The 23,780-nt window shown below is 41.4% G+C and carries 25 protein-coding genes; 8 read left to right on the top strand and 17 right to left on the bottom strand.

Features of this window, described 5'->3' with window-relative positions:
* Nucleotides 1–33 precede the first annotated feature (33 nt).
* The 3 genes from Aso01_RS00280 to Aso01_RS00270 all read right to left on the bottom strand — a co-directional run bounded on the left by Aso01_RS00280 (nt 34) and on the right by Aso01_RS00270 (nt 1,331).
* Nucleotides 34–465 carry a CBS domain-containing protein gene (locus tag Aso01_RS00280; protein ID WP_004938616.1) on the bottom strand — a complete coding sequence of 144 codons (432 nt, stop codon included), beginning with the start codon at nt 463–465 and terminating at the stop codon, nt 34–36.
* Nucleotides 466–596: 131 nt separating this feature from the next.
* Nucleotides 597–971: a DUF2750 domain-containing protein gene (locus Aso01_RS00275; RefSeq protein WP_004938614.1), complete on the bottom strand. Its 375-nt coding sequence runs from the start codon at nt 969–971 to the stop codon at nt 597–599.
* Between the two features lie 126 nt (nt 972–1,097).
* The gene (locus Aso01_RS00270; RefSeq protein ID WP_004938612.1) at nt 1,098–1,331 is read right to left on the bottom strand and encodes an SEL1-like repeat protein; all 234 of its coding nucleotides are present in this window, start codon (nt 1,329–1,331) and stop codon (nt 1,098–1,100) included.
* A 223-nt stretch (nt 1,332–1,554) separates the two neighbouring features.
* Here Aso01_RS00270 and Aso01_RS00265 point away from each other — a divergent pair, with 223 nt between their 5' ends.
* Nucleotides 1,555–1,914, top strand: a complete 360-nt coding sequence (locus tag Aso01_RS00265; RefSeq protein ID WP_004938610.1) for a hypothetical protein — start codon at nt 1,555–1,557, stop codon at nt 1,912–1,914.
* Between the two features lie 85 nt (nt 1,915–1,999).
* Nucleotides 2,000–2,326 carry a hypothetical protein gene (locus Aso01_RS00260; RefSeq protein WP_004938607.1) on the top strand — a complete coding sequence of 109 codons (327 nt, stop codon included), beginning with the start codon at nt 2,000–2,002 and terminating at the stop codon, nt 2,324–2,326.
* A gap of 9 nt (nt 2,327–2,335) precedes the next feature.
* Here Aso01_RS00260 and Aso01_RS00255 read toward each other — a convergent pair whose 3' ends face one another.
* Both Aso01_RS00255 and Aso01_RS00250 read right to left on the bottom strand, forming a co-directional pair.
* Nucleotides 2,336–3,847 carry a M16 family metallopeptidase gene (locus Aso01_RS00255; protein ID WP_004938604.1) on the bottom strand — a complete coding sequence of 504 codons (1,512 nt, stop codon included), beginning with the start codon at nt 3,845–3,847 and terminating at the stop codon, nt 2,336–2,338.
* Nucleotides 3,848–3,850: 3 nt separating this feature from the next.
* Nucleotides 3,851–5,194 carry a M16 family metallopeptidase gene (locus Aso01_RS00250; RefSeq protein WP_042065102.1) on the bottom strand — a complete coding sequence of 448 codons (1,344 nt, stop codon included), beginning with the start codon at nt 5,192–5,194 and terminating at the stop codon, nt 3,851–3,853.
* 231 nt (nt 5,195–5,425) lie between these two features.
* Between Aso01_RS00250 and ftsY the strand changes: the two genes are divergently transcribed.
* The 4 genes from ftsY (at nt 5,426) to Aso01_RS00230 (ending at nt 8,757) form a co-directional block, all read left to right on the top strand.
* A complete protein-coding gene (ftsY, locus tag Aso01_RS00245) occupies nt 5,426–6,547 on the top strand; it encodes a signal recognition particle-docking protein FtsY (RefSeq protein ID WP_004938599.1) in 1,122 nt (373 codons plus the stop codon).
* 194 nt (nt 6,548–6,741) lie between these two features.
* Nucleotides 6,742–7,338 carry a nitroreductase family protein gene (locus Aso01_RS00240; protein ID WP_004938596.1) on the top strand — a complete coding sequence of 199 codons (597 nt, stop codon included), beginning with the start codon at nt 6,742–6,744 and terminating at the stop codon, nt 7,336–7,338.
* A 163-nt stretch (nt 7,339–7,501) separates the two neighbouring features.
* Nucleotides 7,502–8,140: a DUF2057 family protein gene (locus tag Aso01_RS00235; RefSeq protein WP_004938593.1), complete on the top strand. Its 639-nt coding sequence runs from the start codon at nt 7,502–7,504 to the stop codon at nt 8,138–8,140.
* 80 nt (nt 8,141–8,220) lie between these two features.
* Nucleotides 8,221–8,757, top strand: a complete 537-nt coding sequence (locus tag Aso01_RS00230) for a GNAT family N-acetyltransferase (protein ID WP_004938590.1) — start codon at nt 8,221–8,223, stop codon at nt 8,755–8,757.
* Between the two features lie 38 nt (nt 8,758–8,795).
* Here Aso01_RS00230 and Aso01_RS00225 read toward each other — a convergent pair whose 3' ends face one another.
* The 10 genes from Aso01_RS00225 to ahcY form a co-directional block, all read right to left on the bottom strand.
* Complete coding sequence (locus Aso01_RS00225) at nt 8,796–9,092, bottom strand: cyd operon YbgE family protein (RefSeq protein WP_004938587.1); 297 nt, start codon at nt 9,090–9,092, stop codon at nt 8,796–8,798.
* A gap of 3 nt (nt 9,093–9,095) precedes the next feature.
* On the bottom strand, nt 9,096–9,197 hold the full coding sequence (cydX, locus tag Aso01_RS00220) for a cytochrome bd-I oxidase subunit CydX (RefSeq protein ID WP_004938584.1): 102 nt from the start codon (nt 9,195–9,197) through the stop codon (nt 9,096–9,098).
* Between the two features lie 14 nt (nt 9,198–9,211).
* Nucleotides 9,212–10,357: a cytochrome d ubiquinol oxidase subunit II gene (gene cydB, locus Aso01_RS00215; protein ID WP_039909976.1), complete on the bottom strand. Its 1,146-nt coding sequence runs from the start codon at nt 10,355–10,357 to the stop codon at nt 9,212–9,214.
* The gene (locus Aso01_RS00210; protein WP_004938578.1) at nt 10,354–11,940 is read right to left on the bottom strand and encodes a cytochrome ubiquinol oxidase subunit I; all 1,587 of its coding nucleotides are present in this window, start codon (nt 11,938–11,940) and stop codon (nt 10,354–10,356) included. Before Aso01_RS00210 ends, cydB begins: the two co-directional genes overlap by 4 nt.
* Entirely contained in the window at nt 11,940–12,128 is a 189-nt protein-coding gene (cydP, locus tag Aso01_RS15955; protein WP_025094787.1) for a cytochrome oxidase putative small subunit CydP, read from the bottom strand. The genes Aso01_RS00210 and cydP overlap by 1 nt, the downstream gene beginning before the upstream one ends.
* 448 nt (nt 12,129–12,576) lie before the next feature.
* Nucleotides 12,577–13,818: a multifunctional CCA addition/repair protein gene (locus Aso01_RS00200; RefSeq protein ID WP_004938575.1), complete on the bottom strand. Its 1,242-nt coding sequence runs from the start codon at nt 13,816–13,818 to the stop codon at nt 12,577–12,579.
* A gap of 87 nt (nt 13,819–13,905) precedes the next feature.
* On the bottom strand, nt 13,906–16,176 hold the full coding sequence (locus tag Aso01_RS00195) for an NADP-dependent malic enzyme (RefSeq protein WP_004938572.1): 2,271 nt from the start codon (nt 16,174–16,176) through the stop codon (nt 13,906–13,908).
* Between the two features lie 270 nt (nt 16,177–16,446).
* Nucleotides 16,447–17,166, bottom strand: a complete 720-nt coding sequence (locus tag Aso01_RS00190; protein WP_004938569.1) for a 16S rRNA (uracil(1498)-N(3))-methyltransferase — start codon at nt 17,164–17,166, stop codon at nt 16,447–16,449.
* A gap of 20 nt (nt 17,167–17,186) precedes the next feature.
* Nucleotides 17,187–18,023, bottom strand: a complete 837-nt coding sequence (gene metF, locus Aso01_RS00185) for a methylenetetrahydrofolate reductase [NAD(P)H] (protein WP_004938566.1) — start codon at nt 18,021–18,023, stop codon at nt 17,187–17,189.
* Nucleotides 18,024–18,096: 73 nt separating this feature from the next.
* Nucleotides 18,097–19,479 (bottom strand): adenosylhomocysteinase, encoded by a 1,383-nt coding sequence (ahcY, locus tag Aso01_RS00180; protein WP_004938564.1) that lies wholly within the window; start codon nt 19,477–19,479, stop codon nt 18,097–18,099.
* Between the two features lie 233 nt (nt 19,480–19,712).
* Between ahcY and Aso01_RS00175 the strand changes: the two genes are divergently transcribed.
* Nucleotides 19,713–20,255 carry a cysteine peptidase family C39 domain-containing protein gene (locus tag Aso01_RS00175; RefSeq protein ID WP_004938561.1) on the top strand — a complete coding sequence of 181 codons (543 nt, stop codon included), beginning with the start codon at nt 19,713–19,715 and terminating at the stop codon, nt 20,253–20,255.
* A gap of 58 nt (nt 20,256–20,313) precedes the next feature.
* Here the strand turns inward: Aso01_RS00175 and proP are convergent, their stop codons facing one another.
* The gene (gene proP / locus Aso01_RS00170) at nt 20,314–21,795 is read right to left on the bottom strand and encodes a glycine betaine/L-proline transporter ProP (RefSeq protein WP_004938558.1); all 1,482 of its coding nucleotides are present in this window, start codon (nt 21,793–21,795) and stop codon (nt 20,314–20,316) included.
* Nucleotides 21,796–22,303: 508 nt separating this feature from the next.
* Here proP and Aso01_RS00165 point away from each other — a divergent pair.
* Nucleotides 22,304–23,356: a sensor domain-containing diguanylate cyclase gene (locus Aso01_RS00165; RefSeq protein WP_004938555.1), complete on the top strand. Its 1,053-nt coding sequence runs from the start codon at nt 22,304–22,306 to the stop codon at nt 23,354–23,356.
* Here the strand turns inward: Aso01_RS00165 and Aso01_RS00160 are convergent.
* Complete coding sequence (locus Aso01_RS00160) at nt 23,353–23,745, bottom strand: carboxymuconolactone decarboxylase family protein (RefSeq protein ID WP_004938552.1); 393 nt, start codon at nt 23,743–23,745, stop codon at nt 23,353–23,355. The genes Aso01_RS00165 and Aso01_RS00160 overlap by 4 nt on opposite strands.
* Nucleotides 23,746–23,780: the final 35 nt, after the last annotated feature.

Genomic DNA, 23,780 nt, shown 5'->3' with positions numbered 1-23,780 from the left:
GCTAGGCGCGTGTACGGCTTTAAACTTATAGCCTTAACCCGAGATATATTGCTTAAGCTGTACGATCAACTGACGTTGATCTTCCATAGCAGCCTTGACCAAGTCACCAATTGAAATAAGCCCTTGAAGTTTACCGTTTTCGACCACTGGAAGGTGACGTAAATGTCGGTCTGTCATGAGCTGTAAGCAATCTTCTACACTAAATGATTTATCAACTGTAAAAACTTTTGCAGTCATGATTTCGCTGACCAACGTGTTGTCTGAGGAACGTTCCATCAGCGTGATCTTGCGCATATAATCGCGTTCAGACAATATTCCCGCTACTGCATCATTTTCAACCACAACCAGCGCACCAATGCCTTTGTCTGCCATGAGGGTGATGGCCTCAAGTACTGTTGCGTCCGGTGAAATGGTATATACGGTGTGTTCACGTTTTTCATGTAAAACTTGGGCGACATTGGTCATATTCGGGTCCCTCTGGATGTTTTTGTTGTTCCCATTAAACTTAACTTGAATTAAGCAAAATTCAAATATGGGCTGATCAACAATTATGCAAAAAAATCACTTCCTACAAAAAAACTTATGACGAGATGGATTTACATTACATTCAACTGAGATTGCGCAAAAAAGAAATGACTCATTTGCGTAGTTGAGAGTTTAAATTTGCACTGCGATGAACTAAACAAGGCAGGCGTTACGTTTAAACGCTTTAAGGTGGGTAATAAAGCGGTTTGAAAATCCTGCGGCTTGATTTTTTTTGGAACATAATTAGGCCAATGCTTTTTGGCATAACGATGAGCTTGTACACCATTTAACCAAAAGGGAAAAATGAAGCTGTCTTCGTCGGATTTAATTGCCCAGCCTTGATGGTAAAGACCCCAAAGTGTACCGCAGTACATCATTGTTTTAAGAATTGAAATTTTGAGAATTAAATCTTTAGAAGCTGGGGGAAGGTGAGTAATGCGTCTCATGATATAAATGTTCTAAAAATGCTTTTGTATTATAAAAAAGAAAGATTTAAGTTTCGTTTAAGTCTTGAATAAAATCGTAATTTTTTTTAACCGGACATTAAAAAACGCCACCTAGGTGACGTTTCATTATGCTTGCATTGTGGCCATCTTTTGCCAGTACTGGGCTTTCATAGAATCACGTTCTACGCGAAAACCTTGATAATAAAGTTCTGCCAAGAACAATGCCGCTTTACCATGGCCGGCACGGGCCGCTTCTTCGAGCTGTGTTACTGCGTCTTGAAAATTCATTTGTGATTGAATTGTGTTGACTGCAGTTGCATACACATGCTCTAACTCATGATGAGAGATTTGCTGAATCATAGTTAAAAACTCCTTATAGTTGTAGTTATGATTACATTTTTAGACTTATCTCAGTCTTGCGAACCAATTTAACAGTTCATTGTTAAACTAATATTACATTTTAGTGGATAAGTCAAACAATAAGTGGGGTAACTTTATTGTATTTCAAGTTTACATGATTAAACAATGAACTGAAATATTTTTTATTAAAATCAATTGAAGAATTATATCAAAGGAGAAAAACATGATAACCACGATTGATGGCTTTAACTTTGGCATCCCTTTTGATCGTAATGACATTATTGCCTTGGCTCAATATCATCGTCAACAGCTTGACGAGGCGGTATTTCACCAAGAGATTCACTTAGGGGACTACTGCTTAGCACAGCGTAAACGCGTGTATGATTATACTCGCCAGCTTGATCCAGAGCTTAAAGCTGAGTTTTATCGTATTTACGATGGAGAGCTGCTTCGTTTGGCCGACGAAGATGATTTGCATCCCGCAGATGCCGAAGGGGGACTAAGTTATTTTGCAATTGGCGTTACGCTTTTGTTAATTGCATTTATTTTATATTTTGCTTTTGTGCGCGCATTAACCAGTTAATGTGCTCAAAAATGCGTTTCATTTCACACGATTACTTGTGAAAAGTCTCAATGAGTCATACACTACTTCAGATTCGAGGTAGGGTATGCTCATATCTAAACAAAACATTTTAAAACTTAAGTCAGAATTTAAAATTGAACGAATCTATAATGCCGTCGTTATTCTGATTATTTCTGCAATTCTTTTCTTTGGTTTTCAATCTCTTCATAAGCCGATTAAGACTCAATATTATCGTCATATCGTGGCACTTTCGCAGCAGGCCAATAATCCAAAAACGCAAATTATGGCCAAGCGCATATTGCAGCAATCTGAGATTGATTTGGGTGATTATTTAAAATTGATGCATGCGTATCAATTTGAAAAATCTCAAGCGCGTTATTATCCAGCAATTTCTTTAGACGACCCACAATAGACGATTGAGCTATTTTTGTACAGACTTTGCCGAGCTTGATAAGTTGTGCAGATTCTCTTTTAAAAGTGTTTCAATCTGTTCTGAACTGATATCTTGACCTGCCACAATCACGGTAAGGCGGTCGGGGTGAAGGTGACGACGAATGGCGTGCTGAATATCTTCTGCTTTAAGCGCATTCAATGCTTTGGGATATTCTGTCAAATAGTCCGATGGCAACCTGTAAAAGCCAATTGCTCCGAGTTGGGCATTAATACTGGCATTGCTACTAAAGCTCATTGGAAATGCACGTAGCATGCCTATTTTGGTTTCTTGAAGTTGCTTTGAATCAATTGGTGTGTTTACAAAGTTGATTAAGGTTTGATGCGCCACGCGGATGCTTTCAAAAAGTTGTTTTTGCTGAGTGGAATAATTAAGCTGGAAAAGTCCTGAAGATTGGGTGAAGCTAAACGAACTGTATGCGCCGTAGGTATAGCCGCGTTTAACACGTAATTCTTTCATGAGTGCCGAGTTAAAGCCATTCCCTCCGAGCATTTGATTGGCAACTTCAAGCGCTAGAACGTCAGGATCGCTACGTTTCAAGCTTAGGTGCCCCATACTGACATGCGCCTGTGTGGCTGCATAAGGTAGAATTCGGACATCAAATCCCTGTTGCTCAAGTGCATCTGGTAGTGGTGCTGCAAGTTGCCCTTGAGGAAGGCGTTCAAAAATACGTGCTGATAATTGCTTGGCTTCTAGTGCATTGAGCTGTCCTGTTATAGCGAGGTTCATATTTTGCGCCACTAGAAATGTATCGCGAAATTGTTTTAATAAGACGGGTGTGAGTTTTTTTGTACTGGCTACGGTGCCACTAGTTGGCTCTGCATAGGGATGATAGCCATAAATTGCACGGTACAAAGCAATATTGCTTAAACGTTCCGGATTTTCCTGAAGCTGTTTTTGTCCCACATTGGTATTGCTTAGTATCAAATTGAGTCCCGAAGGCTCAAAGCTTGAATGTTGAATCAGATCGAGCATTAAATCGACAGCCGGATTAAGCTTCTGGGGATCAGACAGTACACGTAAGCGAATCACAAACATATCGCGGTAAGCTTGTACGTTTAGCTTTGCTCCCAATTGCTCAAAACGATTTGCAATTTGCGCTGCACTTAAATCGGGTGTTCCGTCATCAAGCAGTTTGGCCGTCATATTCGCAATACCATATAGTCCCTTGCCAAGTGATTCGTCTCTGGCAGAGCCGGCGTTAAAGGTCAATTGAATATCGACCATTGGCAGCGCCTGCGACTCTACAAATAGTGAGCGAATGCCTTGTGGAGCGGGCAGTTCGACCACATACGGTGCGCTACTGGTCAAATCGTCTGATATGCTTTTTAGGCTTCTAAGCTGTTGAAGTGATTTAAGTTGTCCGCTTTCAGTTTCTGCCATGACATTTGCCGAATCGGTTATTTCGGCGTAGACCGTGGTACATAAAAAACTTGATAGTAGCAGTAATTGAAATGGTTTTAGGCAGAGGACTTTGTTCATGGGTTAATCTGCCTGTGTATCTTTAGAAGCGGGTTGCAAGTACAGTGTGGTCAGGTTGTCTCGAACAAAATAAGCATTTGCAACGCGCTGAATATCTTGTGGCTGAACGCTTTCATAGTGGCTTGGCAGTTCGTCAATCAGACGAAAACTTAATCCGTTCACTTCGAGATTTCCAATCATGTGTGCTTGTCCTGCAATATCGTCTTGGCTAAACACCAACTGTGAAACGAACCTTGATTTTACTCGTTGTAGTTCATTGTTATCTAAAGGCTGAGTTTTAAGTTGGTCTAGCTCTTCTTGAATAGCGTACTGTGCATCACGAAGTGATATGCCAAGCGCAGGCAGTGCGGTAATGGTAAACAAGCTATCGCCACGATTGTATGGTTCATAACTGACATTGATCGATGTTAAAATTTTCTTTTTGCGGATCAGCTCAGTTTGTAAGCGTGAAGAAACACCACCATTGAGTATGGATTGAATAATACTCAACGCATAGGCATCCTGCGGATTTTTAGCGGTGACTAAAGATTTAACATTCCATGCCATATAAAGGTTAGGGACCTGTACACCTAAACTGGATTCCATATGTCGGTAGCCAACACGTTCAAATTCGAGCAAATCGTTACGTGCGGGTAAGGGAGACGATGTGATTGAAGCAAAGTAGGTGTGAACTTGTTTGAGTGTTTGCTCTGCATCTACATCTCCAATAATCACCAATGTTGCATTGTTTGGTGTATACCAAGTCTTATACCAGTCTTTGAGCTGATCAAGCTTGAGATTTTGAAGATTTTTCATATATCCAGCGACAGGCTGTCGATAGGTACTGGTGGGATAGGTAAGCCATTGAAAGCGTTCAAATCCTAAAGCAGTCGGTTTATCTTCGATTCGCTGGCGACGCTCTTCCATCACCACCTGAATTTCGGTATCGAAATCTTGCTGTCTCATGCGCAGATTTTTCATTCGGTCGGCCTCGAGTTCGAGTGCCAATGGTAAATAGGCTTTAGGATACAACTGATAGTAATAGGTGTAGTTACTCGCAGTTGCAGCATTGACACGGCCGCCGTAAATTCGGCTTAAGCGAGTGAACTCATTGTCTGGTACTTTGGTGGTGCCTTTAAACATCATGTGCTCTAAAGCATGCGAAATTCCCATAAGATGGCCGGGTTCGTCGGCACTTCCCACACCATACCAGAGTTGCACCACTGCAATCGGGGCACGGTGATCCTCACGGATAATGACTTTCAGACCGTTTGGAAGTGTACTTTCTACAATGCTACGCGATAACTGACTCTCAGCCGCTTGTAGCGTCGATACTTTACATACAACTAAAACACTTAAACCACACAAAAAGGAATGAACGCCTTTACGTAAAAATGTCTTATATTTCGCTTTTAACACAATCCAATCCGTGACAAGGCGCTTGATCTTGAGTTCTATTGTTGAAAAAACATTTTTTGAAAACAATGTTTTCCTGTTGTGATTTAGTTATGCCGCTTCCTGTGCCAGATATTCACAGGCATGGCGCTGAAACTGTGTTAAACTCTCGCTTTTAACCCGCTGCTTTTCAAGGGAATCGGCATGCAACAGCAATCCAATATGCACAATAAATTCTTGATAGATGCTGATATCGGTGATGACGATGTCACGTTACCTAATTTACCAGCAGTTGATGTGCCTATTGTTGAATCTCATACAACAAATTTCACCGCAGCCCCTACACCTGCTGTACAAGAACAAAAAATAGAAACTGAACAGACTGAAGAGACATCAGCAAAAGGTGGTTTTTTCAGTCGAATGAAAGAAGGTTTAACCAAAACCCGTCGGAACCTTGCCGACGGAATGGTAAATATTCTGATTGGTGGTAAAGAAATTGATGATGAGTTGCTCGAAGAGGTTGAAGAGCAATTACTGGTGGCCGATATTGGTGTCGAAGCAACCAAAACTATTATTACCAACTTGACCGAACGAACTGCGCGTGGCGATTTGATTTATTCGCACTCGTTATATAAGGCTTTGCAAGAAGAACTTGTAGCACTGCTTGCACCACGCGTTAAACCGTTGCATATCGATCCGAATAAGGCGCCGTATGTGATTTTAATGGTAGGTGTTAACGGTGTGGGGAAAACCACCACCATCGGTAAACTTGCAAAACGTTTACAGGGCGAAGGAAAGAAAGTCATGCTGGCTGCTGGCGATACTTTCCGTGCTGCTGCCACTGAGCAATTACAAATCTGGGGTGAACGCAATAACATTCCAGTTGTAGCGCAAGGCCATGGCGCAGACAGTGCATCGGTTATTTTCGATGCCTTTGAAAGTGCGCGTGCTAAAGGAATAGATGTTCTGATTGCAGATACGGCTGGACGTTTACACAACAAGAGCAATTTGATGGAAGAGCTCAAAAAAGTAAAACGTGTCATGCAAAAGATTGATGCAACTGCACCGCATGAAATCATGTTGGTGGTTGATGCTGGAACAGGTCAAAATGCGATTAATCAAGTGCAAGAGTTTGATCAGGCCGTTGGATTAACAGGACTAACGATCACGAAGCTGGATGGAACTGCAAAAGGTGGCGTACTTTTCAATATTGCAAGTCGTACTCATGTACCCATTCGCTTTATTGGTGTGGGTGAGAAAATTGACGATTTGCGTCCTTTTTCTGCTAAATCATTTGTTGCAGCGTTATTTGAAACTGAGAAGTAACAAATCGCTTAGTTTGATTTCAAAACTCCACATTATGTGGAGTTTTTGTTTCAATCTGCTTAATAATATAAAACTGTCCTATAAATAAAACGATATGTCGTACATTTAATACTGATTTCAACATATGACCTCGATAAACTTGACTCATTCAAAGACAACTGGCCTGCGTGCCTTAAATCGATAGGACACAAAAAATGGTTTCATTTTTAGACAAAATTAAAGAACGCCGCTCAATCTATGCTATTGGTAAAAATGTTGCCCTAGAGCAACATCAGATCGAAGACATCATTAAAGATGCCGTAAAACATAGCCCGTCTTCATTTAACTCACAGTCATCACGCGTCGTGATTTTATTTGGTGAGTCACATCATCAGTTCTGGAATATCGTACGTGAAACATTGCGTAAAATCGTACCAGCAGATGCGTTTGAAGGGACCAATGCCAAGATTGATAGCTTTGCTGCAGGTTTTGGTACAGCATTGTTTTATGAAGATCAAAATGTAATTAAAGGGTTACAAGAGCAATTCGCTGCTTACGCTGATAATTTCCCAGTATGGTCTGAACATTCGTCTGCAATTGCACAATTTGCGACATGGACTGCGCTTGCAGATCATAACATTGGCGCATCTTTACAGCACTACAACCCAATTATTGATGAAGAAGTTGCACAAACTTTTGACGTTCCAGCGAACTGGAAGCTTCGTGCACAACTGGTATTTGGTTCAATTGAAGCACCAGCGGGTGAAAAAACATTTATGAATGACGAAGAGCGTTTTAAAACCTTTAACTAATTCATATTGAATATAAAAAAAGAGCATCTAGGATGCTCTTTTTTTATAAATAGATTTATTGAACTAATCATCAGTTAATTCGCATAAGTGTCATAAAATTGTCATGCTCTCGTTGCATAGTGCCTGCACTGAATCGAAAAAATGATCCAAAAGAAGGTAGGCCATGACATTTAGATTAACTGCTGCTGTACTGGGATTGATGTTAAGCAGCTCTGTGTTCGCAGCTGCAACATTGACCACACCAGAAGAAATTGTAATTCTTGCTGTCAATGATCAAGAAGTGAATAGCGGACTATTTCGTGGCACTAAAAATGTGTTTAAAGTCGATTCAGGTGAAAATAGCCTAAGTGTTCGTTATCAAGGCTACTTTGGTCATAATGATGGTGAGCATGACATTTTAAAATCAGGTGTAATTACATTGAAAACACCTGCACTACAAGACAATCAAACCTATCGCCTTGCATTGATCAATGCACCTCAAGAGTTTGAGGCTGCCAAAAAATATGCCGAACAACCGACCATTGGTTTGTATAACAGTGCCAATCAATTGCTTGTTCAGCAAACAGGTGCCAATACACAATCTAAGCCTTGGTTAAGTGGTGGTATTTTTGGTAAAGCCTATGATCTGACGCAAAAAAAGACAACAGCGATTCAGCAGCCAGCACCTGTCTACACAACGGTTCATACAGCAAATACGGCTTCGGTTGCTGCTAATGACCAGAGTTTAGTTGATGTCTGGAAAAAGTCCTCCAACGCTGAACGTCAAAAATTTATGGCCTGGTTGGCAGAGCAAGCACAGTAAATATATAACTGACTGAATTTTTTTGGAATTAAAGTGCATTTAGAGTAGTTTGAGGGTATGAATTTTTGTGTAAATAGCGCATGCATAACCTCACTATTCGAGAAGCACAACCTGACGACTTAACAACTTTAGTCGAGATCATTAATCAATCGTATCGAGCTGGCGGACAGCGTAGCTGGACCTCAGAGCAAGGGCTGGTACAAGGGCAACGTATTGGTTTCGATCAGTTGAAGCAGCTCTTTTATAAGAGCAACGTAACGCTTTTGGTTGGAGAAATTTTCACTGCAAGCCAGCATAGTCCTGTTACTGTTGCTTGTCTGGCCTTAAGCTCTAACAAAGATCGGGTTGAAATTGGCACTTATTGCGTAGCACCAGCATATCAAAATTTAGGATTAGGACGACAAGTACTATCTTTGGCTGAAGCCTATGCGCTTCAGAAGTATCCAAATCTGAAAATTTTTGAAATGTATGTACTAGATGTCAGGACTGAGCTTATCGCATTTTATTTGCGTGCAGGCTATATCAAAAGCGGCCATACAGAACCTTATCCGGTTGATGCAGATGTCGGCGTACCATGTGTGCCGATTGAGTTGATTCATCTATATAAATCTATTTAAATTATCCACCCTCCCTAAGCAGGGTGGATAAATAAGTTCTAGGGTAAATACCACAGTACGTAGCCCAACAGCATGAGTGGCCAAGAAATTAACGGGTTAAAGAGCAGTTTCCAAAGCCAAAATTTTGGAATAAATCCCACGCCATGAACAAATCCACCGCAAATCCCAAACATGATCAGTGTTAAAGCACCGTGACTATAATTTCCATATTGATCAAGCATGAGATTCGGATAGACCATCATGATTGCGGCCAGTGGTAAAGCCATTAAAAATGAGATCGGTCTAGTCCAGCTTATGAATCGATGATGTAAAGGAGTGTATATATCGACTGACATGATCTAATCCTCATCGAGATTCTGATGATGTTCAATATAAAGTGCCCCTAATACACTGGCAAAACAGGCCATCAATATTCCTAAAATCCATGCAAAGTACCACATAAGCGTTCTCCGTCTTAATACAAATGATGTGAATGAGATTCAACATGTTGATTGGTGATGACGCCCCACATTTTGTAATACGACCACGCGGTATATAGCAAAATGAGTGGTACAAAGATACAGGCCGCAATGGTCATAACGCCCAATGTTTTTTGACTAGAGACAGCATCCCAAAGCGTTAAACTCGAATTTGGCTGAACACTCGATGGCAGTAAAAAAGGAAAGAGCGCAAAGCCAGCAGTTAGAATGCATCCGATAATACTTAGGCTGGTTCCGGTAAAACTTAAACCTGCTCTATTTGTTACGCTGCCACCAGTCGCCAGCGATGCACCTAAAATAGCGATGAGGGGAGCAAGCAATGTGACCGGATAAGTATGGTAGTTATTCATCCAGCCAGGATTTGCAGTGGTCACTACAACTTTTGCAAGAGGATTTAAAGCGGCGTTAGTGTTTATATGGCTTGCGAAGCTGTATCCGTTAATATGACCCATAAACAGCCAAACGCCTGCAACAACAAAACCCATCAGAAAAACGATAGACATATAACGTGTTGTCCGCGCTGCGCGCTTATACAGATCACCCTCTGTACGAAGCATCAGCCATGATCCACCATGTGCACATAGCATAGAGAGGCTAACCACACCGCACAGCAGCGCAAATGGATTTAATAAACCAAAAAAGCTACCGCTATATGTGGAGCGTAAGGTGTCGTCAAGATTAAATGGAATTCCCAAAAAGAGATTGCCAAATGCAATACCAAAAACTAAAGCAGGTACTGCACCTCCAATACAAAGCGCCCAGTCCCACGCATTACGCCATGTCGTATTTTCGAGCTTAGAACGATAATCGAACCCCACCGGTCTTAAAAAAAGCGCAAATAAGACCAAGAGTAATGCCCAGTATAGACCTGAAAATGCGACAGCGTAGACCATAGGCCAAGCAGCAAATAATGCGCCCCCTGCAGTAATAAACCAGACCTGATTGCCATCCCAATGCGGGGCAATTGTATTGATTGCGCTACGTCTTTCAGTATCCGTTTTACCAACGAAAGGCATAATGGCCATAGCCCCCATATCAAAGCCATCTGTCAGTGCAAATCCGATGAGTAATACGCCAACCAAAACCCACCAAATGATTTTTAATAGTTCGTATTCCATTATGATTTTACCTCACCAGTCGAGAACGTTTGCGGCTGTGGCTGTTCAAAGTGATATTTGCCTGTGTGCAAAGCACTTGGACCTAGTCGTGCAAATTTGATCATTAAATACATCTCAATAATCAGTAAAACGGTATAAAACGTTGCAAGCGCTAAGATTGATCCCCATACATCATGTGAAGTTAAAGTTGAAGCTGATAAATGGGTTGGTAATACTTCACCAATTGTCCAAGGTTGACGGCCGCCTTCTGCGACATACCAGCCTGTTTGTGCAGCAATCCAAGGTAGAGGAAGAGCGAAAAGCGCAAATTTGAGTAGCCAAGGTTTGTTTTCTGCATTGCGTTTTGCAACGGCCCAAGCGGCTAAAATAAATAGCAGCAACATCAGCATGCCTGCTGCAACCATGGCACGAAATGAGAAAAACAAGGCTTTTACATTTGGAATTGAATCTTTAACCGCCATTTTAATGTCGGCTTCAGAGGCATCAACAACATTGGGTGCATATTTTTTCAGTAACAGACCATAACCGAGATCTTTTTGGTTTTTCTCAAAAGAGGTCAATACTTTTAATGAACGTTCGCCAGCGCGCAACTGCTCTAACTCTCGATAAGCATGCATACCATTTCGAATCCGAATTTCATGCTGGCGCATTAAGTCCTGAATGCCGGTCACTTGCTCTGTGGTTGATCGTGTTGCAATCAAACCTAATGCATAAGGTATTTTGATTGCATAATCGGTTCGCATTTCTGTCTGATTTGGAATACCAAAGAGCGTAAAACTTGCTGGAGCCGATTGAGTTTCCCATTCAGATTCAATTGCAGCAAGTTTGGTTTTTTGTACATCACCTAGTTCATAGCCTGACTCGTCTCCAAGCAATATGACCGACAAAATTGAGGCCATGCCAAAAATGGCAGCAATTGCAAAAGAACGGCGTGCAAAGGGAAGGTCGCGTTTTTTAAGTAAATAATAGCTTGAAATGGCCAGCACAAATACGGCGCCTGTGACATAACCAGCAGACACCGTATGAACAAACTTGACCTGTGCAACAGGGTTGAAAATTAATGCTGAGAAATCGACGAGCTCCATGCGCATTGTTTGATAATTAAATGCTGCACCCACAGGATTTTGCATCCAGCCATTGGCGACTAAAATCCACAATGCTGACATATTGGAACCAATCGCGACGAGCCACGTGACAGCAAGGTGTTGAACTTTAGATAATCTGTCCCACCCAAAGAAAAACAGGCCAATAAAGGTTGATTCAAGGAAAAAAGCCATTAAACCTTCGATTGCCAAAGGTGCTCCAAAAATGTCTCCAACATAATGAGAATAGTATGCCCAATTGGTTCCGAACTGAAACTCCATTGTTAGACCTGTGGTAACACCGAGCGCAAAATTAATCCCGAAAAGTTTTCCCCAAAACTGGGTCATATCCTTATAGATTTGTTTGCCAGAAATCACATAAGTGGTTTCCATAATCGCCAGCAGAAATGCTAGACCAAGCGTCAATGGTACAAATAAAAAATGATACATCGCAGTCATGGCAAACTGGAACCGCGAAAGATCGACAACGCTTTCTGAAATCATCAACGTGTCTCCTTGCTTGAGGATAAACTGCCAGCAATATGCTCAGCAGCGTGATGGTCAAAGTTTTTGGGAGTTGTAGGATGATCAAACCAAATAAGTTTGATTGATATTAGAAGAATTAACTTTAAGATTAATATTAAAGTTAATTCTCGAATTAGCTTTTTATCTAAATTCTGATTTGATTTCATTATTTAATCAAATAGATTGAGTTGTTATTTTTATTATTAAATAAAAACAATTTAAAATAAATATAATTTAATAATTTATTTTAAAAAGGTTTAATATTAATATATAAATCATAAACTTAAATAATAATAAATTAATTCATATTAAAATAGTTGGGTTTTTATTTTAATCCTATTGAAATGGTTGGGATTAATGTAATTCTGATAAAATTAGTAAGATTAATTAAGTTAATTCTGAGTGAATTAATCAGAATTAACTATATTTTTTTAATATTTTAAACCAAGTATTTTGGTTGGGTTAAATTGTGGATAAAATTGAATTAAATAGATAAAGATTAAAAAATAAAAAATTAGGAATGAATTGAATACATATTAAAGTATGATGTATTAATCAGAAGAAGTGACTGTCTTGATTAAAAAAGCCCCGAGTGCGAACACTCGAGGCTTTTTTTTATGAGCTATGTTCAGATCGCTCATGACGTTGTTTAAGTGAAGCAAGCGCATCAATACGATACTGAATCAACATTTCGCCAATTTCCGGCCCCTTAATGTCAGCGGGTAAATCTTGTGCCTTGATTGAGCGGACCACTTGTATCGCCTCATATAAAAATGATGCTTGAGGATAAGGACGATTTTCGAGTCCTAGGCGTCCACGTGCATCACATTCACAGGCTTGTATAAAGGCTTCTACACGTTCAGGTCGACGTAACACATCTAGGCGTTGTAATAAACGCCATAACGTACCGGGCTTGAGCGACATCGCTTGATGGCATTTTAAGTGTTCTTTACATACTGCAAGCGCAAGCTGTTTGGTTTGTGTTGATACTTTTAACCGATCAGACAATGCCTCGACAGGTGGGATTCCTCGCTCTTCGTGCATGATGTGCCGCGGTAGCATCTCTTTGGGGGTGAGGGCCTTACCTAAATCATGAACCAGTACCGCATAACGTACATCAAGTGAATAGTTCGCTTTACACGCTTGTCTTAAAGACATCAAGGTATGAATACCACAGTCAATTTCGGGGTGATATTCTGGCCGCTGCGGTACACCAAACAGCGCATCAATTTCTGGAAAAAGTACTTTGAGTGCATCACAATCGCGTAAAACCTGAAAGTAAACATCTGCGTGCTCTTCCATCAGTGCTCGCGATGTTTCTTTCCATACACGTTCCGCTGTTAAACATTCAAGTTCACCAGATGCACTGATCCGCTGCATAAGTTGTAAGGTTTCATCGGCAATTTGAAAGCCATATTTTGTATAGCGGGCTGCAAAACGAGCTACACGTAATACTCGTAAAGGATCTTCGACAAATGCCTCGGATACATGACGTAATATCCGGTTGTTTAAATCATCTTGGCCACCATAGGGATCATAAACATTTCCAGCATCGTCCATGGCCATGGCATTGATGGTTAAATCCCGACGGATCAGATCGTCTTCTAAACTGACTTCTGGCGCGGTGAAAAAATTGAAACCATGATAACCCGTTCCCGATTTACGTTCGGTGCGGGCGAGTGCGTATTCTTCTTTTGTTTTTGGATGTAGAAAAACGGGGAAATCTTTCCCCACGGGGGTAAAACCTTGATCGAGTAATTGTTGTGGGGTTGCACCCACTACCACGTAATCTTTTTCGTGATAGGAATGACCTAAAAGCTGATCTCGAACGGCGCCGCCGACTAAATACACGTGCATGAAAAAACCTCTGTTCCTTAAGCAATCATGCTACAGAACAGAGGTTTTCACAAGTCACAAAAATGTGCTTTTCAATAAAGCAAAGGCTTATGCTTCACTTTGCTGAATTTCTGCTACAGTCAAGGCGGTCATGTTTAACACACGACGTGTTGTTGCTGTTGGCGTCAAGATATGTACAGGTTTTGCAGCACCAAGCAAAATTGGGCCAATCGTCACGTTGTTACCAGACGTTGCTTTTAACAGGTTAAACGAAATGTTTGCCGCATCAAGATTTGGCATGATCAACAAGTTTGCAGAACCTTTAAAGCTTGAGCTTGGGAATGCAGAATGACGAATGCTCTCATCAAGTGCTGCATCACCGTGCATTTCGCCTTCAACTTCAAGCTCAGGCGCACGTTCACTGAGTAAACGATGCACTTCACGCATTTTTTGCGCACTTGGATCATGCTGATTGCTACCAAAGCTTGAGTGTGAAAGGAGTGCAACACGTGGTGTAATACCAAAACGACGCACTTCTTCAGCTGCCAGAATAGTCATTTCGACCAGTTGTTCTGCGCTTGGATTGGTATTGACATAAGTATCTGCAATAAACAAGTTACGATCTTCAAGCATCAAGGCATTGAGAGTGAAGAACGTATTTGAACCTTCTTTAAGCCCAATAATGTTGCTAACAAAGTCTAAATGAATATCGTAGCTACTATAAGTACCGCAAAGCATACCGTCTGCTTTACCAAACTTCACCAGCATCGCTGCAATTAAGGTCGAGCGGCGACGAGCTTCACGTTGAGCATATTCAACAGTCACGCCTTTACGCTGCATAATCTGGTAGTAATCTTTCCAGAACTCTTCGTAAAGCGGATTATTTTCTTGGTCAACAATTTCAACGTTTACGCCATTTTCCAAGCGAAGCCCCAATTTTTTGATATTGGCTTCAATGACAGCAGTACGACCAACCAAAACAGGGAAGGCAATACCGTCGTCCACTGCAATTTGTGCTGTACGTAACACGCGGTAATCTTCACCTTCAGCATATGCGATACGTTTAGGATCGGTTTTTGCCTGAGAGAAAATAGGCTTCATAATAAACGCTGAGTTATATACAAACTCAGACAGTTTTTGGCGATACGCAGAAAAATCTTCGATTGGACGAGTCGCTACGCCAGAATCCATTGCTGCTTTTGCTACGGCAGGTGCAATTTCAAGAATCAAACGTTGATCAAGCGGGCGTGGAATGAGGTAATCACGACCAAAAGATGCTGATTTCTCACCGTAAGTTGCAGCATCGGCTTCAATGTGTGCCATACGCGCAATCGCGTGTACACAAGCAATCTTCATATCTTCATTGATTGTGGTTGCGCCCACATCCAATGCGCCACGGAAAATGTACGGGAAGCACAGTGCGTTGTTTACTTGGTTTGGATAGTCTGAACGACCAGTTGCCATAATGACATCTGGACGCACAGCATGCGCATCTTCAGGTAAAATTTCAGGATCTGGGTTGGCCAAAGCAAAGATGATTGGGTTTTCAGCCATCACCTTCACCATTTCTTTGGTGAGAATACCCGCAGCTGAAAGGCCAAGGAACATATCTGCTCCCGCCATCACTTCGTGAAGTTGAGTGGCAGTAATGTCTTGAACATAACGTTTTTTGGAATCGTCCAAGCCGTCACGAGAAGTTGTGATTAGGCCGCGTGAGTCCGCAACGATAATATTTTCTTTATTTACGCCAATAGCACAAAGTAAATCTAAGCAAGAAAGTGCCGCTGCACCTGCGCCTGATGCCACAATTTTAATGTCTTCAATCTTTTTGTTGACGATTTGAAGTGCATTTAATAGGGCAGAACCGACAATAATACTTGTTCCGTGCTGATCGTCATGAAACACAGGAATGTTCATGCGTTCACGAAGTTTTTTCTCGATATAAAAACATTCTGGCGCTTTGATGTCTTCAAGGTTGATCCCACCAAAAGTAGGTTCTAACGCTGCAACAATATCCACAATTTTGTCTGGATCATTTTCATCAATTTCGATGTCAAATACATCTACACCAGCGAATTTTTTAAATAAAACGCCTTTACCTTCCATCACTGGCTTAGATGCCAAAGGTCCGATATTGCCTAGACCTAAAACAGCAGTACCATTACTGACAACGGCGACCAAGTTACCACGTGCCGTATATTTTGCAGCAGCTGAAGGATCACGTTCAATCTCTAAACATGGAGCCGCAACGCCAGGTGAGTATGCAAGTGCTAAGTCATGCTGATTGACAAGCTGCTTACTCGGCGTAACGCTGATTTTCCCCGGAGTTGGGTTTTCGTGGTAATACAAAGCAGCCTGTTTTAATGATTGATCGTCCATCTGAGTCTCGGTTGTTACAAGTGTTTAACTAGTCAAATACAGGGGGTGTAATGGGCTAAATTCAATCGAATATATCATTAGTTCGATACTTCTCACAGTCAAAAAATATCAAAATTCAATAAAGTTCGCCTTTACCTGTATAGCGAGGTCAGACCACACTGACCAGATTTTTTTTGAAAAAAACCCTGCGTGATCTAACTTATAGATTTTAGCGATTAATAGCGCATCGCTTGTTGAATATGAAGTTGAGGTGATTAGATCACCAAAATGTTAAGCACTAAAGTGATAGTTCAAAATTGATAAAGCAACTACAGGTGCGGTTTCCGTGCGTAGTACACGCTCACCAATACACCAGTTGATGAAGCCTGCTTGATTGGCCGCACTGATTTCAGATTCGCTCAAGCCACCCTCGGGGCCAATCAGTAAAGCCAGTGCCTGATTTGCATGTTGCAAAACGGGGGATTGCTCTTTTTCGGGGGCCAGTACCAATTTGGTCGCTGGAAGTGAATCAGACTGCAACCATTCATGAAGTGCAATGGGTGCTAAAATTTGAGGCACACGATTTAAACCGCATTGTTCACATGCCGCGATTGCTACACTTTGCCAATGATCCAGCTTCTTTTGATCACGATCGTATTTTAGACGCATCTCACAGCGTTCACTGGTAAGAAGTTGAATCTGATCGACTCCTAGTTCAGTGGCTTTCTGAATTGCATAATCCATACGATCGCCTTTACTCATGACCTGCCCAAGCAAGGCTTTAAAGCGTGGGCTACGATCCGTTGCATCAAATGCCTCGACTTGTACAGTGGCATTTTTTTTATTGATTTCAATAAGGCGGACATGATATTCACCGCCCTGACCATTAAAAAAAACAGCCTGATCATTCAATTGTGCGCGCAACACACGAACCCAATGATGAAATACAGACTCGGTTAACAAGAGTTGCGTGTCGACATGAAGATCTGCTTCGATAAAAAAACGGTTCATTGGGATGTGACTCAAAAAAGTTAGTTCAAACCTAAATCAACAACGAGTTGGCGAGTAGGTTCTGTGGTGTTCATGGTGTAAAAATGCAAACTTGGTGCGCCGCCATCGATGAGGCGCTCACAGAGTTTCAGGATCACTTCATGACCAAATGCTTTGATACTGCGGCTATCATCACCGTATGCTTGTAGTTGTTTGCGAATCCAGCGCGGTATTTCTGCACCAGTACCGTCAGCAAAACGTATCAAATTACTGGCATTGGTAATCGGCATAATTCCCGGAGCGACCGGAATGGTAATGCCTTGCTTTTGAAGGCGATCTAAAAAGTAAAAATACGCATCTGGATTAAAGAAAAACTGTGTAATCGCAGAATTTGCGCCTGCATTGACTTTTTCAGTAAAACGCTGAATATCTTGATCGAATGTTTCTGCCTGAGGGTGCATTTCAGGATAGGCTGCAACTTCAATATGAAAATGATCACCAGAATGCTCGCGTATAAATCTAACCAGATCTTGAGCATACGGCAGTTCGCCTAAACCCACCTGACCTGAAGGTAGATCACCACGTAATGCCACAATTTTGTTAATCCCTTGCGCAACATATAAATCAAGCAATTCGGCAATTCTGGCTTTATCATCGCCAATACACGACAAATGTGGTGCAACAGGCGTGCCTTTACCATTGAATTCTTTGATTGCTGCAAGGGTACGCTCACGTGTTGAACCGCCTGCACCATATGTAATCGAAAAAAACTCTGGCTGAAGCTGCTGTAGATCTTGGTGTACTGTAATTAACTTTTCAGCACCAATGTCTGTTTTAGGTGGGAAAAACTCAAATGAAATTGGAACACGTTTGGTCATCATCAAATCCTTTTAACTCAGTGAAACGATACCAGAAAAAAGGGCAGTCCGTTAAACGTCTGCCCTATATTTCTTAGTACTTATAAGCGTCAGACTTGTATGGACCTTCAACTGGTACACCCAGATAGTCGGCCTGAACATTTGTCAGTTGTGTAAGCACACCACCAAAGCCAACCACCATTGCAGCAGCAACTTCTTCGTCAAGTTTCTTCGGTAGTACTTCTACACGAATTTTTTCCGCTTTTTCTTCAGCAGGAAGATCAGCAAATTTTTCTTGGAACAAATGCATTTGACCCAATACTTGGTTTGCAAATGAACCATCCATCACACGTGAAGGGTGACCAGTCGCGTTGCCTAAGTTAACCAGACGGCCTTCAGAAAGCAAGATCAAGTAATCTTGGTCGTTTTCTGTGCGGTAAACTTGGTGAACTTGTGGCTTCACTTCAACCCACTTATAGCCGCGTAAGTAGTTGGTATCAATTTCGGTATCGAAGTGACCGATGTTACATACCACTGCGCCCGCTTTTAAAGTATCAAGCATTGCAGCATCACAAACATGGTAGTTACCAGTTGTGGTTACAATCAAATCGGTGTTTTGAAGAAGATCAAGGTTGATGTCTTCTTTTTTACCCGTTTGAATACCGTTTTTGTACGGTGAAACGACTTCGTAACCGTCCATGCAGGCTTGCATAGCACAAATCGGGTCGACTTCAGTCACACGTACAATCATGCCTTCTTGACGAAGTGATTGAGCAGAACCTTTACCTACGTCGCCATAGCCAATCACTAATGCACGGCGGCCTGATAAAAACATATCCGTTGCACGTTTGATCGCATCGTTTAGAGAGTGGCGGCAACCGTATTTATTGTCATTTTTTGACTTGGTCACAGAATCATTTACGTTGATTGCAGGTACTTTCAGGCTGCCATCTTTCCACATTTCGAGTAGACGCTGAACACCTGTCGTGGTTTCTTCTGTAATCCCGTGAATACGGTCTAAAAGCGCAGGGTAGTTGGTGTGAACAAGTGCAGTTAAGTCACCGCCATCGTCCAGGATCATGTTGGCATCCCATGGTTTGCCGTTCACATTGATCTGCTGTTCAAGACACCAGTTGTATTCTTCTTCTGTCTCGCCTTTCCATGCAAATACAGGAATACCACGCGCCGCAATTGCTGCTGCTGCATGATCTTGTGTCGAGAAAATATTGCATGATGTCCAACGTACTTCTGCACCAAGTTCAACCAAAGTCTCGATAAGTACAGCAGTCTGGATGGTCATGTGAATACAACCCAGAATTTTTGCACCTGCAAGTGGTTTGTCTGCTGCATAACGCTTACGCAAACCAATCAAAGCTGGCATTTCAGCTTCTGCAAGTTTAATTTCTTTACGGCCGTATTCTGCTAAAGAGATGTCAGCAACTTTGTAATCAGTAAATGAAGCATTAACCGCGTTCATCACGATCTCCTATTAAAAAAACAAATATTGATCATTCAGTTCGCGGATGCCGTTGTTGGTCAGTTGGTGCAAGCACTTTCAATTGACCGATCGTCGAGCCTGGCGAATTGATTCTTAGTGCCAATCAATCGTCGCAGCATCCCTCGACTAGTGAAGTATTGTACTTGGAAATCACTATAGTGCCAACGCTGTTTTGTGTATGATTCGCATAAATAAACAGCGAGCTCAATTCGATGGCTTTAAATATTCCTGAATCATTACTTCATCTTGAGGCCAATTGTGGGGTTTTTTCTTTATGGATGCTGTTTCAACATCACGGTATTGAAATGGATGTTGGCGAAATTGCAAGATTATGTCAGCACGATCCGGAGCAGGGTACTTTTACCATTGCATTGGCAGTGGCACTCGATACGCTTGGCTTTCAGGTGGCTTTTTATACCGATGAAGATCCGCATATCGATGCCAGTGAACGCAAGCTTTATCAGGAAGCACGTACGCGTGATATTGCTATAGAACCTGCAATCTCCTACGAGGCGATTCAAACAGCAATTGAACAGGGCAAAATGGCCATTGTCTCGTATGACACGCTGGATGGAATAGGAAATCAGTCTTTGGTATATAGTATTGACGATCAAGAGATCTGTTTTTTTGATAGTTTTGACCCAATGCCAAAGCTCGTATTTGAGCATCAGCGCAAGGCCGAGGGCATTTGCCGACAAGTGATCCTGATCGATGATCGTCGGGTTCAACTGATGCATTCGGCCAAGTTAAACTAAAATATTCTTTTAAATAGCATTAAAAAAGTGGGCAATATTGCCCACTTATTTATATGACTTAATCGATATCTGGATGTTGTTTAGCAAGTTTGTCGCGTTTTTTTTGCAACGCATCAATTTGCTCATCAATTTGCTCAATTTTTTGTTCGATATTACCGTGATATTGCTCAAGTAACTCTTCCGCTTCATCGCTGTCCACTGCCATTGGCGTTGCGCCTTTTAATGGTAGGTTGGCGGTTTCTTTCAGATAAATTGCGGTGATAATTCCAAATACACCACAAACCATCAGATAATAAGCCGGAATCATAATATTGTGTGTGGTTTCAACCAAAGTGGCTGTAATGGTTGGTGTCAAACCGGCAATGACAACAGAAATATTAAAGGCAATTGCAAGCGCGCTATAGCGGATTTCGGTTGGAAACAATGCAGGCAGGGTAGATGCCATTACACCAATCAACATATTTAATGACAGCGCTAAAATTAACAAGCCTAAAAAGATCAATAGGGTGTTGTTGGTGTCGAGTAATACAAATGCAGGATAAGCAAACAATACAAGCGCAATACTGCCCGCAAACACGAATGGTCTACGTCCGATTTTATCGCTCAGCATACCCACAAAAGGCTGTACAAATAACATACCCACCATAACTGCGATAATGATCAGCACGCCATGATCTTCTGAATAGCCTAAGTTATGCGAAAAGTAGCTGGGCAAGTACGTAAGTAGCATGTAGTAGGTGACATTGGTACAAATAACCAGACCCACGCACACCATTAAACTACGTTTATGCTGACGCAAGATTTGCATAAATCCAATTTTTTTCGGTTTTTTTAATTGGCTTTGAGTTTCAGTATGGGCTTGAAATGTAGGTGTTTCATCTAAGCTATGGCGTAAATACAATCCAATCAGACCCAAAGGCAGTGCAAGATAAAACGGAATTCTCCAGCCCCATTCCATAAAGGCATTTTCGCCTACGGCGAAGCTAATGACTGAAACAACACCTGCGCCGACCACAAAACCCAAAATAGAGCCAAAATCTAACCAGCTCCCCATGAAGCCGCGTTTACGGTCTGGAGAATACTCGGCCACAAAGATTGCGGCGCCTGCATACTCACCGCCTACGGAAAAGCCCTGCGCAATTTTCACAATTAACAGTAAAATTGGTGCCCATATTCCAATGCTTTCATAAGAGGGAATTAAGCCAATACCAAAGGTACTCACAGACATGATGATAATGGTGATCGCTAAAACTTTTTGCCGGCCATATTTATCGCCTAAACGACCAAAAAAAAGCCCCCCAAGAGGCCTGAAAATAAAAGGAATAGAGAAAGTGGCCAGTGCTGCAATCATTTGAACACTGGGTGAAGCATTTGGAAAAAATACTTTACCTAAGATATAGGCGACGTAGCCGTATACACCAAAATCAAACCATTCGATTGCATTCCCCAGAGCTGCAGCCTTAATAGCTTTTTTGGTCTTGTCGTAGTCGACAATCTCGACATCATCAATACCGAGTGGTGTTGTTGTTTTTCTAGACATGAATCAACGGTTCCTTGTGGTTAAACTCACTTTAACTTTTTAACAAAGTAAAGTGATGTTTAGAGAACATATGCATAAAATCGAACCAATAATCAGTTTGTTGCGCAATCAAAATGGCAAATTTGGCTGTTTTAACTGTGCTTAAACTAATTAAATATCAATTGATTATAAGTTTAAGACGAACACGCGATCTGATGTGTTGCATGATCATGAACAATCTGTACATGCTGTACGTGTTTTATGTAAAAAAATTTAAATTACTTTGGTATTAAGCAAAATAATAAATATTTATCGTAATTTTCTGGTTAGGTTGTAGGATTCAATTTCATTGAATAATATGTGATATATATTGGGTTTTTGGATACCGCATATAAAAAAAATGGAATTATGAAGTAAATCTATTATATTTCACTAAAAAGACAGTTAGAATTAATAATGACAAAAGTGATGGATCTACTTTTTCAGAACGTATAGGCAGTTACTTTCAATTTTTATATAGCAGCCGATCATGCCATACATAAAAACGGACAACACAATTTTAATGACGCGTCGAAAACGTTATGTTTTTCGAATCTTTGTAATGCGTCAAGTTGGCTCATTGCTGTGCTTCATGTCAATCGCATCGGTTCTGTATTTTTTAAATTATAAATACGAATTTTATGTGTTATTGGCTTTTAATGCATTAATTTGGCCTTTAACTGCCTATGTAGTTGCGATGAATTCCTCAAATGTGGTGCGCTTAACCAATATCAGTTTGATTATTGACGGTGCATTGGGTGGCTTCTGGATCGCAATGATGCAATTGAGTCCTTTTCCCTCGTTGATATTATTGGCAATTTTAATTTCAGATCGATATGCAGCGGGCGGATGGAAGATTCTAAGACCTTCGCTCATCGCACTATTTATTACACTGATTATGGTGTGGGGATTGGCTGGCTTTAAGCTAAATCTCGCGTTGAGCCCCCAAATGGTGTGGTGGTCATTACCATTGGCGACGATCTATTTGATGTCGCTGAGTGTGCTCACCCGTAATCTGGCAATCCAATTAATTGATAAAAACCATGAATATGAGCGTATTGCCTTAATAGATCCCCGACTACAAATTCCCAATCGAAGGTTGTTTGAGCAGCGTTTAGCAACGACTTTTGCTCAGACGCAAAATAGTAGCGTGACCGCACATTTACTGCTTCTGGATGTAGATTATTTCAAACACATCAACGATAACTATGGTCACGATGAAGGTGATTACTTTTTAAGTCAGATGTCAGACCTTTTACGACAAATGAGTGGACCTGAAGATACACCGGCTCGGTTTGGTGGGGATGAGCTTGCGATTATTGTTATGAATCGATCTGATGAGGATGTTATTCAGTTGGCGCAAAACATTCAATCTGCTGTACAGCAGATTAGATTGTCGACAGATTCAGCTTTTTTTACCACAGTCAGTATCGGGATTGCCTCATCTGAGAGTGCACAGTCTGTCTCAGACTGGTTTGGTGTCGCAGATAAGGCGCTATATCTGGTGAAACGACATGGAAGAAACGGTATCCAGTTGTTTTAATCAGATTGCTTGAGTTGATACTCCTCAATTACTTCAAGCGCCGCACGAAACGCTTCTTGTGCTGCTGGTGCGCCGCAATATGGCAATGAGTGCAGCAAGGTTTCCTGAATTTCTTCTACAGTGCATCCATTGTTCAATGCACCGCGAACATGACCTTTGAGTTCAGTGGGAGCTTTGAGTGCTGTCAGCATCGCTAGGGTAATCAATGAGCGGTATTTACGTGGTAAAACACCGTCACGTTGCCATGTCGACCCCCATGCATGTTCGTTGATCCAATCCTGCAATGGTGCTGTAAAAGGTACGGTATTGTCTTGGGCACGTTTAACAAAGTGCTCGCCCATGACTTCGGTGCGTATTTTCAGTCCATTATTATAGTCGTCTCGTGACATTTCGATTTTCCTCTCAATAAAATAAAAGCGTCCGA

This window comes from Acinetobacter soli (genome assembly GCF_000760595.1).
Taxonomy (GTDB): domain Bacteria; phylum Pseudomonadota; class Gammaproteobacteria; order Pseudomonadales; family Moraxellaceae; genus Acinetobacter; species Acinetobacter soli.
This window is presented reverse-complemented; position numbering and strand designations above follow the sequence as displayed.